General features: G+C 61.0%; 13 protein-coding genes. 1 reads left to right on the top strand and 12 read right to left on the bottom strand.

Annotated features, from left to right (window positions below):
- Nucleotides 1-26: 26 nt before the first annotated feature.
- From I9H07_RS21395 to I9H07_RS21440, 10 genes are all read right to left on the bottom strand, one after another.
- Nucleotides 27-1214: an ATP phosphoribosyltransferase regulatory subunit gene (locus I9H07_RS21395; RefSeq protein ID WP_024675698.1), complete on the bottom strand. Its 1188-nt coding sequence runs from the start codon at nt 1212-1214 to the stop codon at nt 27-29.
- A 273-nt stretch (nt 1215-1487) separates the two neighbouring features.
- Nucleotides 1488-2357, bottom strand: a complete 870-nt coding sequence (hflC, locus tag I9H07_RS21400; RefSeq protein ID WP_007251004.1) for a protease modulator HflC — start codon at nt 2355-2357, stop codon at nt 1488-1490.
- A complete protein-coding gene (gene hflK / locus I9H07_RS21405; RefSeq protein ID WP_058825298.1) occupies nt 2357-3547 on the bottom strand; it encodes an FtsH protease activity modulator HflK in 1191 nt (396 codons plus the stop codon). The genes hflC and hflK overlap by 1 nt, the downstream gene beginning before the upstream one ends.
- A gap of 96 nt (nt 3548-3643) precedes the next feature.
- Nucleotides 3644-4945: a ribosome rescue GTPase HflX gene (gene hflX / locus I9H07_RS21410; protein ID WP_024675700.1), complete on the bottom strand. Its 1302-nt coding sequence runs from the start codon at nt 4943-4945 to the stop codon at nt 3644-3646.
- A 12-nt stretch (nt 4946-4957) separates the two neighbouring features.
- The gene (gene hfq, locus I9H07_RS21415; protein WP_002551819.1) at nt 4958-5218 is read right to left on the bottom strand and encodes an RNA chaperone Hfq; all 261 of its coding nucleotides are present in this window, start codon (nt 5216-5218) and stop codon (nt 4958-4960) included.
- A gap of 93 nt (nt 5219-5311) precedes the next feature.
- Nucleotides 5312-6283 (bottom strand): tRNA (adenosine(37)-N6)-dimethylallyltransferase MiaA, encoded by a 972-nt coding sequence (gene miaA, locus I9H07_RS21420; protein WP_236424254.1) that lies wholly within the window; start codon nt 6281-6283, stop codon nt 5312-5314.
- Complete coding sequence (gene mutL, locus I9H07_RS21425) at nt 6284-8179, bottom strand: DNA mismatch repair endonuclease MutL (protein WP_236424257.1); 1896 nt, start codon at nt 8177-8179, stop codon at nt 6284-6286.
- 47 nt (nt 8180-8226) lie between these two features.
- Complete coding sequence (locus I9H07_RS21430; protein WP_200866819.1) at nt 8227-9654, bottom strand: N-acetylmuramoyl-L-alanine amidase; 1428 nt, start codon at nt 9652-9654, stop codon at nt 8227-8229.
- 2 nt (nt 9655-9656) lie between these two features.
- Nucleotides 9657-10127: a tRNA (adenosine(37)-N6)-threonylcarbamoyltransferase complex ATPase subunit type 1 TsaE gene (tsaE, locus tag I9H07_RS21435; RefSeq protein WP_024675704.1), complete on the bottom strand. Its 471-nt coding sequence runs from the start codon at nt 10125-10127 to the stop codon at nt 9657-9659.
- Nucleotides 10115-11605, bottom strand: a complete 1491-nt coding sequence (locus I9H07_RS21440) for an NAD(P)H-hydrate dehydratase (RefSeq protein WP_236424252.1) — start codon at nt 11603-11605, stop codon at nt 10115-10117. The genes tsaE and I9H07_RS21440 overlap by 13 nt, the downstream gene beginning before the upstream one ends.
- Nucleotides 11606-11668: 63 nt before the next feature.
- Between I9H07_RS21440 and queG the strand changes: the two genes are divergently transcribed.
- The gene (gene queG / locus I9H07_RS21445) at nt 11669-12757 is read left to right on the top strand and encodes a tRNA epoxyqueuosine(34) reductase QueG (RefSeq protein ID WP_236424250.1); all 1089 of its coding nucleotides are present in this window, start codon (nt 11669-11671) and stop codon (nt 12755-12757) included.
- Between the two features lie 111 nt (nt 12758-12868).
- On the opposite strand, the gene I9H07_RS21450 is transcribed toward queG, so the two are convergent.
- Nucleotides 12869-13480: a trimeric intracellular cation channel family protein gene (locus I9H07_RS21450; protein WP_024672062.1), complete on the bottom strand. Its 612-nt coding sequence runs from the start codon at nt 13478-13480 to the stop codon at nt 12869-12871.
- 106 nt (nt 13481-13586) lie between these two features.
- A complete protein-coding gene (gene orn, locus I9H07_RS21455; protein ID WP_024672063.1) occupies nt 13587-14123 on the bottom strand; it encodes an oligoribonuclease in 537 nt (178 codons plus the stop codon).
- Nucleotides 14124-14229: the final 106 nt, after the last annotated feature.

The raw sequence follows: 14229 nt of genomic DNA on the forward strand, positions 1-14229 counted from the left end.
GTGCCGGCGGCGGCCGGCAGGAATACTCAAGAAGCCAGCGGCATTACCTGCCAGTGCTCGCCATGCTGAATCAATTGCCGGTCACAGTCGGCTTCACGTGCCGCGCTCACCTGCTGCCCAGGCAACGCCTGAACCACACGTTGACCTTCGCTGCGCAACTGGCATACCTGCTGCCAGAGAGCTGCATCCGTGCTGTCCGGCATCCAGATGCCACCGGACGGTAAAACAATTTCTGCCTGCCCCAGGGTTACCAGGGTTTTCAGGTCAGTGGAGAAGCCGGTCGCCGGACGGGCACGACCGAAGTCGGCACCGATGTCATCATAACGACCGCCCTGGGCAATCGACTGCCCGACGCCCGGTACGAATACCGCGAACACCACACCGGTATGGTAATGGTAGCCGCGCAGCTCACCGAGGTCGAAATATAGCGGCAACTGCGGGAAGCGTGCGGCGAGACGATCTGCGATGGCCAGCAGGTCATCCAGTGCCGCCAGCACTGGTGCCGGTGCGGCAGCCAGGCGATCACGCGCCGCAACCAGCACCTCGCGACCACCGCACAGGTCAACCAGTGCGCGAAGCATTGACGCCAGGTCCTGCGGCAGATCGGCCGTCAGGGCAACCACTTCATCAATGGCCTTACGCTGCAGGGCATCGAACAACTGCTGCTCGACTTCTCCCGACAGCCCGGCAGCACGCGCCAGCCCCCGGTAAATGCCGACATGCCCGAGGTCCATGTGCACATCAGGCACTTCAGCCAGTTGCAGCATTGCCAGCATCAGACTGATGACTTCGACATCACTGCTCGGGCTCGCATCGCCGTACAGCTCTGCGCCGAGTTGAATCGGGCTGCGTGACGAAGACAGCGCACGCGGCTGAGCATGCAGGACACTGCCCGCATAACACAGACGATTCGGGCCTTCGCGCTTGAGCGTGTGTGCATCGATACGCGCAACCTGCGGCGTGATGTCGGCACGAAAGCCCATCTGCCGGCCCGATTGCGGGTCGATGACCTTGAAGGTACGCAGATCCAGATCCGAGCCCGCGCCAGTCAGCAGGGACTCCAGGTACTCGATATGCGGGGTGACGACAAATTCATAGCCCCAGCTCTGAAACAGATCCAACACCTGACGGCGCGCCACTTCAATGCGCGCCGCTTCTGGTGGCAGTACTTCTTCGATGCCATCTGGTAGCAGCCAGCGGTCAACCGTTGCCATTACGCCATTCCCCTGTGATCCGGGCGGCCAGCCTCGAGGCCAGCCTTGAGTGAAGCAGAAAGTGGTGAGCCGTATGACGGGCACGACAAACGCCCGCGAAAGACCCCGGACCACTTCCCTCGAAAAACCTGCCGCCTGCCGGGATCGACCCGACTGCAGCCAATCAACCGTGCAGACGCAAAAAAGCCGGGAATTTCCCGGCTGCCGCATGATACACACGTTTCACCGTGCGATCACCCCACCGGACGGTTTTGCCGCCCGGCGGGTGATTGATTACGGCTTGGCTTTTTCCATATAGCGGAAGAATTCGCTATTCGGATCCAGCACCATCACGTCGCTCTTGTTCGCGAAGCTCTCACGGTAGGCGCGCAGGCTGCGATAGAACGCATAGAACTCCTGATCCTGGCCGTACGCCTTGGAGTAGATCGAGGCAGCCTGTGCATCACCATCACCACGCGCCTCTTCAGACTCGCGATAGGCTTCTGCCAGCAACACACGACGCTGACGATCGGCGTCGGCACGAATGCCTTCGGCCAGCTCGTTACCTTTGGCGCGATGCTCGCGAGCTTCACGCTCACGCTCGGTACTCATGCGCTCGAAGACGCTGCGATTCACTTCCTTCGGCAGGTCGATGGCCTTGACCCGGACATCCACAACTTCGATGCCCAGTTCTTTCTCGGCCATGCGGTTCAGCGAACCGGTGATGTCCGACATCAGCGCATCGCGCTCACCCGACACCACTTCGTGCAGGGTGCGCTTGCCAAACTGGTCACGCAGGCCTGATTCCAGACGGCGCGAGAGGCGCTCGTCGGCAATCTGCTTGAGGCCGGAAGTCGCCGTGTAGAAACGCTCGGCATCCTTCACGCGCCACTTGGCGTAGGCATCGACCATGACCGCTTTCTTTTCCAGCGTCAGAAAACGCTGGGTGGGTGCGTCAAGCGTCAGCAAACGCCCGTCGAACTTGCGCACCTGATTCACGTAAGGAACCTTCACATGCAGACCCGGCTGAACATCCGCCTGGACCACACGACCGAATTGCAGCAGGACCGCACGTTCTGTCTGGGACACGATATAGAAGCTGTTCCAGGCAATGACTGCCAGTACCACACCAACAATAAGGGTGATCAGCGATTTGTTACTCATCAGCGAGTCTCCCTGGTACGTACTTCACCGCGCTGCTGAGTATCGGTCGCTCGCGTGGCAGCCTCAGAAGCGGCCTGAGATGACGCGCCAGTATTGTTGCCATTGGCGGTGCTGCTGCGGCTGCTCTCGATCATCTTGTCGAGCGGGAGGTAAAGCAGGTTGTTCTGCCCTTTGTCACCGGTCACGAGAACCTTGCTGGTATTGCTGAAGACTTCCTGCATGGTGTCCAGGTACAGACGCTGGCGAGTGACTTCAGGTGCCTTGCGGTACTCGGCGACCAGTTTGGTAAAGCGATCAGCTTCACCTTTGGCGCGCGAAACCACTTCATCGCGGTAGCCGTTGGCATCTTCAAGGATGCGCTGGGCCTGACCACGGGCTTCCGGAATCACGCCATTGGCATAACTTTCAGCCTGGTTACGGGAACGCTGCTCGTCTTCACGGGCACGGATCACGTCGTCGAAGGCTTCCTGAACTTCACGCGGTGCAGCGGCGCTCTGCACGTTCACCTGAGTCACGGTGATGCCGGTGCCGTAGGTATCGAGGAAGCGTTGCAGACGCTCCTTGATTTCGCTCGCCATCAGCTCGCGCCCTTCTGTCAGTACCTGGTCCATCGCCGTGGAGCCCACGACATGGCGCAGCGCGCTTTCAGTCGCGTGCTGCAGGCTGATCTCGGGCTGGTCGACGTTCAGAACGAAGTCTTTCAGGTTGCTGATCTTGTACTGCACGGTCAGTGGCACTTCGACGATGTTCTCGTCTTCGGTGAGCATCTGGCCCTGCTTGCTGTAAGCACGCTCGCGAGTCACGTTTTCCATGTACTTGCGGTCGAACGGCGGGAAGTAGATGTTGAGGCCCGGCCCCACGGTTTCGTGGTATTGACCGAAGCGCAGCACGACAGCCTGCTCTTGCTCGTCGACAACATAGATAGCGCTGTAGAGCCAGAAAGCGACGAGTACGACCAGACCGATGCCGAGCAGGCCAAGGCCACCGCTCTTGCCCGAGCTGCCACCATTGCCACTGCCGCCGCCATCACTGCCGCGTTTGTTTCCGCCACCGAACAGCCCCTTCAGGCTTTCCTGCAGCTTTCGGAAGGCCTCGTCGAGATCCGGTGGCCCCTTGCGGTCGCCGCCACGGCGTTTGCCACCCCAGGGATCTTGATTATTCGAGTTGCCACCCGGCTCATTCCAAGCCATAGCGCTCTCCATCTGATAAAGCAAAGACGCGCCCACGGCGCGCCGACCAATGCTACAGAATGCCCGAGAAAACCGTACAACGGCTTTCTCGTGCTTTTATTGCAAAGTGTGTTGCTCGATGAACTCCAGCGGCTGCAATCCTTCGCGACTCACCAGACGATTGAGTTCAACGCGCGGCAATCGCACTGCCAGCAGGCTTGCACCTTCTTCATCATGCGTCTCGCTCTGCACCGCACCCAGTTCAAAAAACTGGGCACGCAGCCGGGCAAGATTCTGCGGCAAATGCAGCGTGCCGACAAACAGATCGTCACCCAGCAGCTCGGCAACCGCCTGCTTGAGCAGGTCCAGACCCCGGCCATCACGGGCAGACAACCAGACACGTTGCGGCTTGCCATCGGCATCCCGCTGTATCTGGGGCTCTACCCCTTCCAGCAAATCGAGTTTGTTATAGACCTCGAGGATCGGCAAGCCCTCGGCCCCGATCTCGCCCAGCACGGCCATGACCTGTTCGATCTGCGACATGCGCTCAGGCTCGTGAGAGTCGATGACATGCAGCAGCAGATCGGAGTTGCTCGATTCTTCAAGCGTCGCGCGAAAGGCTTCAACCAGCTTGTGCGGCAGATGACGAATGAAGCCCACGGTATCGGCCAGCACGATGGGACCGAGGTCATCAAGCTGCAGACGGCGCAAGGTCGGATCGAGCGTGGCGAACAGCTGGTCGGCCGCAAACACATTCGAATCGGTGATCGAATTGAACAGCGTCGACTTGCCGGCGTTGGTATAGCCCACCAGCGATACCGACGGGATATCGGCGCGACGACGCCCACGACGGGCCTGGTCACGCTGGCTGCGAACCTTCTCGAGCCGCCCCTTGATCTGGCGCAGGCGCACCCGCAACAGACGACGGTCGGTTTCGAGCTGGGTCTCACCCGGACCGCGCAGGCCGATACCACCCTTCTGACGCTCAAGGTGAGTCCAGCCACGCACAAGACGCGTGCTCATGTGCTCAAGCTGGGCCAGTTCGACCTGCAACTTGCCTTCGTGAGTACGTGCCCGCTGGGCAAAGATGTCGAGAATCAGCCCGGTGCGATCAAGCACGCGACACTCGAAAACGCGTTCGAGGTTACGTTCCTGACTGGGCGTGAGGGTGTGATTGAATATCACGAGATCAGCCTGTTCGGCTTTGACCTGGTCGCGAAGCTCCTCGACCTTGCCAGAGCCAATCAGGTATTTGGCCGATGGCCGATGACGCGGCACGTTGATAAACGCAACGGTATCGGCACCGGCCGAAATGGCCAGCTCCTGAAACTCCTGCGGATCTTCGCGCGCCTCAGGGTCCTGACCATCCAGATGAACGAGTATGGCCCGCTCACCACCACTGTGGCGCTCAAAGAACAAGGCAGACTCCTATCAGGCGTTACCTGGCTCGGCGTCCGCGCCGTCAGCGTCGGTAGCGCTTGGCAGGCGGATCGGACGAACCGGTACGACGGTGGAAATAGCGTGTTTGTAGACCATCTGGCTGACCGTGTTCTTCAGCAAAATGACGAACTGGTCGAAAGACTCGATCGTACCCTGCAGCTTGATACCGTTGACCAGATAGATCGATACCCCGACCTTCTCTTTACGCAAGGTATTCAGGTAAGGGTCTTGTAGCGAATGCCCTTTTGACATGTGCCGCACTCCTTTAAGGATCAAAAAAATAATAAATCGAATTCGATTGGCTTGACCGGCCACCCCCCAAGGATAGACGGCTATTGCAGGGACTCAGCCCAATATGGAGACCGATCCCAGGTATTTCAAGGCACGTGGCAGATTGTCGCTGGCCAGACTGTCGAGCCAGTGGAGATTCTCCCAGCTGCGTAGCCAGGTGAATTGCCGCTTGGCCAGTTGGCGCGTCGCAATGATGCCCCGTTCCTGCATTTCATCCCGCGTCAGCTTTCCATCCAGGTGATCCCAGACCTGGCGATAACCGACTGCTCTTATCGATGGCAACCCTGAATGCAGGTCGCCTCTTGAGCGCAATGCCAGTACTTCGTCCAGAAACCCCTGATCCAGCATTTGCTCAAAACGCAGCGCGATGCGGTGGTGCAGCACCTTGCGATCCGCCGGAGCGATTGCAAGATTCGCGACAGTATAGGGCAATTGCTGACGCCCTGATGCGGCCGCTTCAGTACTTTGCGCAGTTTGTTGCTCGCGGTGTGCGGTCATGCTCATTCCGCTGACGCGATAAACCTCCAGCGCTCTGATCAGACGTTGCGGATCATTGGGGTGAATACGTGCCGCCGACACCGGGTCGACCACCGCCAATTGATCGTGCAACGACTGCCAGCCAAAGGCCAGTGCATCGGCTTCAAGCTGCGCCCGGACCTCTGCATCAGCGGCCGGCATATCTGCCAGCCCGTCCAATAGAGCCTTGAAATACAACATAGTGCCGCCGACCAGCAAAGGAATATTTCCGCGTGCGGTGATTTCCGCCATGGCGGTCAGTGCATCGGCGCGGAAGTCAGCGGCGGAGTAGCTTTGCGCAGGGTCGAGAATGTCGATCAGACGATGAGGAAACTCGGCCAGTTGCGCATTTGAAGGCTTGGCGGTGCCGATATCCATGCCGCGATAGACCAGTGCCGAATCGACGCTGATCAGCTCGCAGGGCAGGACTTTGCTCAGCTCGATCGCCAGATCGGTCTTGCCTGCAGCGGTTGGCCCCATGAGAAAGATGGCCGGAGGTAAAGCGTTCATTCATTGACCGCGCAGGAATAATTTATCCAGGTCACTGAGGCCCATCTGGGTCCAGGTGGGACGACCGTGGTTGCATTGTCCGCTGCGCTCGGTGTTTTCCATGTCGCGCAGCAGAGCGTTCATTTCCGGAATGGCCAGACGCCGGTTGGCGCGGATCGCTCCGTGACAGGCCATGGTGCCGAGCAACTCGTTCATGTGCGCCTGCACCCGGTCGCTGGTGCCGTATTCCATCAGGTCGGCCAGCACATCACTGACCAGCCGATTGGCCTCGGCCTGTTTGAGCAACGCAGGAATCTGGCGGATCGCCAGGGTTTCCGGGCCAAGCCGTTGCAGCTCGAAGCCCAGCCGCTGGAAGGTGGTGATGTGCTCTTCGGCGCAATCCGCTTCGCGCTGACTGACCGCGATGGACTCGGGCACCAGCAGCGGCTGCCCGCTCAGGCCTTCGTTGGCCATGGCTATTTTCAGGCGCTCGTACATGATTCGCTCATGAGCCGCGTGCATGTCGACCAGCACCAGACCCTGGGCGTTTTCAGCCAGAATGTAGATGCCTTTGAGCTGCGCCAATGCGTAGCCCAATGGCGGGATGTCACTGGCCGACTCTGGCAAGGTCGATGGCGTGGCACTCGGCAACGGCGCGAAAAACTCGCGATACGCGCTTTGCGCTTCGGCAACCGGCACGCCCGAAGTGGGTCGCGGTGAATACTGATACTGGTAACCACTGCCGGAACCGCTGCCCGCAGGCCTGGCGAAAGGCTCGCCCTGCGGCTGCTCCAACACATTGTTGGCCAGGCGCATCTCGCCCTGCGGCCCGAATTCGCCCGCCTCCGGCCCGGTCGGCCGAGGTTCGGTGGCCACCGGCACGCTGCCACCCACCTGGTTTTCAGGGCGGACGTCGCCCAAAGCGCGGTGCAAAGTGCCATACAGAAAGTCGTGGACCATGCGTCCGTCACGGAAGCGCACTTCATGTTTGGTCGGATGCACGTTGACGTCTACGGCAGCCGGGTCGACTTCGAAGAACAGCACGAAGGTTGGATGACGGCCGTTGAACAGCACGTCGCGATACGCCTGACGCACCGCGTGGGCGACCAGCTTGTCGCGCACGGCACGGCCATTCACGAAGAAATATTGCAGATCGGCCTGGCTGCGCGAGAACGTCGGCAGCCCGACCCAGCCCCACAGATGCAGCCCGTTGCGTTCGATCTCGATAGGCAGCGCCTGCTCAAGAAAGCCCGGCCCGCAGATGGCCGAGACACGACGCGCTCTGGCGGTGTCGTCATGCGCTTCGTGCAGGCTGAGCACAGTCTTGCCGTTATGGCGCAGGTGGAAGGCCACGTCGAAACGCGCCAGCGCCATGCGCTTGATGACTTCCTGCAGGTGATCGAATTCGGTTTTGTCGGCCTTGAGAAACTTGCGGCGGGCAGGCGTATTGAAGAACAGGTCGCGCACTTCTACCGAGGTGCCTACCGGGTGCGCTGCCGGCTGAACGCGCGGAGCCATGTCGCGGCCTTCGGTTTCGACCTGCCAGGCCTGATCGGCCTCGCGGGTGCGGGAAGTCAGCGTCAGGCGGGCCACGGAACTGATCGACGCCAGCGCCTCGCCACGAAAACCCAGGCTCATCACCCGTTCAAGGTCTTCCAGATCACGAATCTTGCTGGTCGCATGTCGCGCCAGAGCCAGCGGCAGATCATCGGAGGAAATACCGCCACCGTCGTCACGCACTTTCAGCAGTTTGATGCCGGCCTGCTCGACATCGATGTCGATGCGTCGCGCCCCCGAATCGAGGCTGTTTTCCAGCAGTTCCTTGATGACCGAAGCCGGACGCTCGACTACCTCACCCGCAGCGATCTGGTTGGCCAGACGAGGACTTAGCAGTTCGATGCGCGCCGCATTCAGCACAGTCGGGGCGTTATCGGCTTCGCTGCCGTCGAGCAGAAGGTCACTCATTACTGGGTCGCAACCTCGGAACTCGGGATTCGCAGGTCCTGGCCGATTTTCAATTCATCGGTCTTCAGGTTATTGGCACTGCGCAGCGTGGCGATGTTCATGTCATAGCGCGCCGCGAGCATAGCCAGGGTTTCGCCGGAGCGCACCACATGGTTGCGCGGCCCTTGGGCCAGCTTGCCGTTGTCACGCAGCCAGGCAATATAGGTGCCCTGCGGCGGATTCTGCTGGAAGAACTGCTTCACGCCGGAAGTGATCGAGCGCGCCAACGCTTGCTGGTGTGATGCAGAGCCAAGCTTGTTGGCTTCGTTGGCGTTGGAGATGAAGCCGGTTTCCACCAGAATCGACGGAATGTCCGGCGACTTGAGCACCATGAAGCCCGCCTGCTCGACGCGAGCCTTGTGCAGCGAGGTGACGCGGCCGATGTTGCTCAGCACTTTCTGGCCCACGTTCAGGCTCGACGACAGCGAGGCGGTCATGGACAAGTCCAGCAGTACCCCAGCCAGCATGCGGTCCTTGTCATCGAGGCTGACCGCACCGGCACCACCGATCAGGTCGGAACGGTTTTCACTGTCTGCCAGCCAGCGCGCGGTTTCGGAGGTCGCGCCGCGATCCGACAGGGCAAACACCGAGGCGCCGAATGCAGCAGAAGACGGGGCCGCGTCGGCGTGAATGGACACGAACAGGTCTGCGCCCTTGGCGCGGGCAATCTCGGTACGTTTGCGCAGCGGGATGAAGTAGTCGCCGGTTCGCGTCAGCTCGGCGCGGTAGCCTTTTTCAGCGTTGACCTGGCGCTGCAACTCCTTGGCAATCGACAGCACCACGTTTTTCTCTTTCTGACCCGCGCCGCCCGAGGCGCCCGGGTCTTCACCACCGTGCCCGGCATCGATCACGACCACGATGTCGCGCTTGCCATTGGGCACCGGGGTCAATTTGATTTCCGGTTTGGCAGGGCTGACCGGAACCGCCGGTGCCGTGTTGGCGGGGGTATCCGGGATCACTGGCGTCGGGTTGGCATCGGCCGCGTTGTCGTAAAGGTCAACCACCAGACGGTTGCCATACTGCTGGTTCGGCGCCAGCGTAAAGCTCTTCGGGGTCACGCCCTTTTTCAGGTCGATGACCACGCGCAGATCGGTGGGCGTGCGCTGCGCAGAGCGCATGCTGCTGATCGGTGTATTGGCCGTCGGTACGTTCAGCGGTCCGCCGAGCGTCGCGCCGTTGATATCGATCACCAGACGATCAGGCGAAGTCAGGGTAAACAGGCTGTGCTGCACCGGCCCGGTCAGGTCAAAGACCAGACGCGTGTTATCCGGCGCTCGCCATAAGCGGACACTTCGCACTTGCGTAGCGGCAACCGCCTCGACAGCCATGGCCATCAACAGCAGACCCACTACAGTAACCAGCGCGCGCATGCGCATACCTAACCCCATATCTATTTGAATTCCAAAGCCAAAGTGGCACACCAGCGTTCGCCACGCGAGCCCAGCGGGCTCAACATGACCGACCGACCGTCGCCGTGCGGGCCAATGGTAATGGTCAGGTCGGGCTTTGGCAAAAAGCCTGCACCGCGTTGGGGCCATTCAATCAGACAAAGTGCCTCGCCGTCGAAGTAATCACGCACGCCCATGAACTCAAGCTCTTCGGGATCTACCAGACGATACAGGTCGAAGTGAAACACCCGCACGGCATCGATTTCGTAGGGCTCGACCAGCGTGAAAGTCGGGCTCTTGACAGGCCCGGCGTGCCCGAACCCGCGAATCATTCCCCGCGAAAGGGTGGTTTTTCCGGCACCCAGATCGCCGTCGAGAAAAATCACGCCCTTGCCTTCGGTGACCTCGGCGAGGCGCGCACCAAAATGCATCATTGCCTCTTCACCCACCACATGCAGCGTTAATTCAGACACGGTTGCAGCTCCTCCAATAACTGACGAATGGCGGGAATAATATCGCTGGCGGCCAGCCCGCGACCTGTTTCACCGACCTGCTGACCGGCACTGGCGTGCAGCCACACGGCCAGACAGGCTGCGTCGAAGGGCTTCAGGTGTTGCGCCATCAGCGCGCCGATCAGGCCGGCAAGCACGTCACCCAGCCCGGCGGTTGCCATTGCTGGATGGCCGCGATCACATAACGCCAGTTGACCGTGTGCATCGGCGATCAGGCTGCCGGAGCCCTTGAGGACACAAACGGTATTGAATTTGCGGGCCAGTGCCCGAGCAGCGGCAAGGCGATCGGCCTGAATCTCTTTAATGCCGACGCCCAGCAAGCGCGCCGCCTCCCCCGGATGCGGGGTGATGACGCTGTGCGCGGGCAGGCTCACCTGCCCGGTCGCCAGCATGTTCAGCGCATCGGCGTCCCAGACTTGTGGCCGGTCAGCGTTGGCGGCGGCAGACAGCAGGCTGCGCCCCCAACTGGCCTGGCCCAGACCGGGACCAACCACCAGCACGCTGGCGGGCTCGATCAGCGCCATCAACTGATTGGCCGAACGGATCGCCGCACTCATGATTTCCGGCATGCGCGTCAAGGCAGCCGGCACGTGTTCGGCGCGGGTCGCCAGGGTGAGCATGCCGGCACCGCTGCGCAATGCGCTTTCGGCGCTGAGCAACGCGGCACCGCCAAAGCCGTGATCGCCGCCGATGACCAGCACACGCCCGAACATGCCTTTATGGGCCGTGCGCGGGCGTGGCGGCAGCACCGGCAGGTTGAAAGTGTCCAGACGTTTCGCGCTTGCTTGAGTCTGTGCGACCAACGAGGGATCGGCCTGTAGATCGTCAAAAACCAGTTCGCCGACACAATCAGCCGCCTCGCCGGTCAGCAGCCCTGCTTTCAGGCCGATGAAGGTCACCGTCAGATCGGCACGCACCACAACACCGAGGGATTGCCCGGTGTCGGCGCTCAAGCCTGACGGAATGTCCACGGCGGCAACCGGCAGACCGCTGGCATTGATTGCTTCGATGGCCGAACGATAAGGCTCGCGCACGTCGCCGTTAAGCCCGGTGCCGAGCAAGGCATCCAGCACAACGCCCTTCAGCGACTGCCCGGCCCAGGCGTGAACAGTCACGTCAGCAGCCATGGCATAGGCTGCTGCCGCATCGCCCGTCAGCGCGTCCGGCGCGCCGACTGCCAGCACACTGACCTGCCAGCCCGCCTTGTGCGCCAGCGCTGCCACCAGATACCCGTCACCGGCGTTGTTGCCACGCCCGGCCAGCACGGTCAGCTCGTTCATTTCCGACCAGCGCCGGCGTAGCGCACGCCATGTGGCATGGGCAGCGCGCTGCATCAGTTCCAGGCCCGGCGTACCGGCGGCAATCAGCCGGGCGTCGAGGTCGCGGACCTGCGCTGCGCTGTACAGCGCGTCGGGTAAATGAGGTTTAGTGTCGAACATGCGTCTATGGGCTCCGATGTCTGGCAGAATTATACGCACCTTGGCCCCGGTTTCTCTCTGCGCATGTCCGCTATTACTGCTGAACTTCCTACTTCCGATGATCTTGCCGCCCTTGCCCTGTCGATCAAGGCGTGGGGGCGTGAGCTGGGCTTTCAGGAAGTTGGGATAAGCGGCCTGGATCTGGCAGAGCACGAGCAGCACCTGCAACGCTGGCTCGATGCGGGTTATCACGGCGAAATGGACTATATGGCAGCCCATGGCAGCAAACGTTCCCACCCGGAAGAACTGGTGCCGGGGACCCTGCGTGTGGTGTCGCTGCGCATGGATTATCTGCCGGGCGACAGCGAAATGGCCCAGCGCCTGATAGAGCCGGAAAAAGCCTACGTTTCACGCTACGCCCTGGGCCGTGACTACCACAAGTTGATCCGCAAGCGTCTTCAGCAACTGGCCGAACGCATTCAGCAGGCCATCGGGCCATTTGGCTTCAGGGCCTTTGTCGACAGCGCGCCGGTGCTGGAAAAGGCCATCGCCGAACAGGCCGGGCTGGGCTGGATCGGCAAAAACACATTGGTGCTCAATCGCAAGGCGGGGAGCTTTTTCTTTCTCGGCGAGCTGTTTGTCGATATTCCGCTGCCGGTGGATGCGCCCCACGCGACCGAACACTGCGGACGCTGCACGGCCTGCCTGGATATCTGCCCGACTGCTGCGTTTGTCGGGCCTTATGTGCTGGATGCGCGGCGCTGTATTTCTTACCTGACCATTGAGCTGAAGACGGCAATTCCCGAAGAGCTGCGGCCGTTGATTGGTAACCGGGTGTTCGGCTGTGACGACTGCCAGATCGTCTGCCCCTGGAACCGCTTCGCCCGCCCTACCGGGCAGAGTGATTTTCAGCCACGCCACAACCTGGATAACGCCGGGCTGGCCGAACTGTTTCTATGGGACGAAGAAAAATTTCTCGGCAACACCGAAGGCTCACCCCTGCGCCGCGCCGGATACGAACGCTGGCTACGCAACCTGGCCGTCGGTCTCGGCAACGCGCCTTCCACCATTCCGGTCGTAGAAGCCCTGCGGGCACGCCGCGACTACCCGTCGGAGCTGGTCAGGGAGCATGTGGAATGGGCGTTGCGGCGGCATGGTGTGGCGCCGCTTTGAACCCGCAGCGTGGCGCGCAGTTGTGACGCGGAGCGTCACGAAGGGCATTCCCACGCTGGAGCGTGGGGAACGATAATTCTCCAACTATCGTGCCTACGCTCTGCGTCCGCTTCAAGGCTCGTCTTTATAGACGAACTTGGGCATTTCCCAGCGGAAACGGATGGCCAGCAGGCGCAGCAGCAGGCCGCCGAACAAGGTGATCAATACGGCTTGCTCGTTCGGCAGTTGCAGAGACTGGCACAGCAAAAAGCACCACGCAGCCAGAAATGAAACGCTGGCGTACAGCTCGCGGCGGAAGATCAGCGGGATGTCGTTGCAAAAGATGTCGCGCAGGATGCCGCCGAATACGCCGGTAATAACACCGCACACCGACGCAATCACCAGTCCATGCCCGGCTTCCAGCGCGGTCATGCAGCCGATCAAGGTGAACGCCACCAGGCCCAGCGCATCAAGCACCAGAAACAGCGAACGCAGATGGCGCATCAGTGGCGCGATGAAGATCGTCACCAACGCTGCCACGCTGGTCAGCATCAGGTATTCCGGGTGTTTGACCCAGGTCAGCGGGTAGTGGCCGATCAAGACATCGCGCACCGAACCGCCACCCAGCGCCGTCACGCAGGCGATCAGCACCACTCCGAACCAGTCCATCCCGCGACGCCCGGCCGACAGTGCGCCGGTCATGGCCTCAGCGGTGATGGCGATCAGATAAAGCATCAGTAGCATGGCGGCGACTCTGCGACAAAGGCGCGCAGTCTAACCAGCGGACTTGCGCACTGAAAGAGTGCAGCAAAGATTATTCGCCGCACGCCAAGGCCCTGCTATCGATCGGTCACGGCTTGATGAAGTGCTCGCGATAAAAGCGCAGCTCGGCGATCGACTCACGGATGTCGTCCAGCGCCAGATGTGTGCTGCCTTTCTTGAACTTGAGCTCGGGAGACCAGCGGGCAGCCAGTTCCTTGAGTGTCGAGACGTCCAGGTTGCGATAGTGGAAGTAGTTTTCCAGCGTCGGCATGTGGCGATACAGAAAGCGACGATCCTGGCAGATGCTGTTGCCGCAGATCGGCGAACTGCGCTCGGGCACCCACAATTTGATGAACTCCAGGGTCTGCGCCTCGGCTTCAGCCATGCTGACGGTGCTTTCACGCACGCGCTGGGTCAGGCCCGAGCCGCCGTGCTGGCGAGTGTTCCACTCGTCCATTTTTGCCAGCGTCTCGTCGCTCTGATGCACGGCGATGACCGGCCCTTCCGCCAGCGTGTTCAACTCACTGTCCGTGATGATCGTGGCCATTTCGATGATGACATCGGTATCAGGGTCCAGTCCGGTCATTTCCAGATCGATCCAGATCAGGTTCTGCTTGTTCTGCATGTGTCGACTCCTCAGCGTAGGCGCGCAGTTTAGCTCACCCTGCCGTGATAGACTCCTGCCGATCAAACGCACAGCTTAATTCATCGGTTACATCACATCGGAACAC

The sequence above is a fragment of the Pseudomonas syringae genome, from assembly GCF_023278085.1.
Lineage (GTDB): Bacteria > Pseudomonadota > Gammaproteobacteria > Pseudomonadales > Pseudomonadaceae > Aquipseudomonas > Aquipseudomonas syringae_Q.

Excerpts from the sequence above, each read along its gene's own strand:
- I9H07_RS21395 (WP_024675698.1), bottom strand. The coding sequence starts at position 1,214 with ATGGCAACGGTTGACCGCTGGCTGCTACCAGATGGCATCGAAGAAGTA.
- hflC (WP_007251004.1), bottom strand. The coding sequence starts at position 2,357 with ATGAGTAACAAATCGCTGATCACCCTTATTGTTGGTGTGGTACTGGCA.
- hflK (WP_058825298.1), bottom strand. The coding sequence starts at position 3,547 with ATGGCTTGGAATGAGCCGGGTGGCAACTCGAATAATCAAGATCCCTGG.
- hfq (WP_002551819.1), bottom strand. The coding sequence starts at position 5,218 with ATGTCAAAAGGGCATTCGCTACAAGACCCTTACCTGAATACCTTGCGT.
- miaA (WP_236424254.1), bottom strand. The coding sequence starts at position 6,283 with ATGAACGCTTTACCTCCGGCCATCTTTCTCATGGGGCCAACCGCTGCA.
- I9H07_RS21430 (WP_200866819.1), bottom strand. The coding sequence starts at position 9,654 with ATGGGGTTAGGTATGCGCATGCGCGCGCTGGTTACTGTAGTGGGTCTG.
- I9H07_RS21440 (WP_236424252.1), bottom strand. The coding sequence starts at position 11,605 with ATGTTCGACACTAAACCTCATTTACCCGACGCGCTGTACAGCGCAGCG.
- queG (WP_236424250.1), top strand. The coding sequence starts at position 11,669 with ATGTCCGCTATTACTGCTGAACTTCCTACTTCCGATGATCTTGCCGCC.
- I9H07_RS21450 (WP_024672062.1), bottom strand. The coding sequence starts at position 13,480 with ATGCTACTGATGCTTTATCTGATCGCCATCACCGCTGAGGCCATGACC.
- orn (WP_024672063.1), bottom strand. The coding sequence starts at position 14,123 with ATGCAGAACAAGCAGAACCTGATCTGGATCGATCTGGAAATGACCGGA.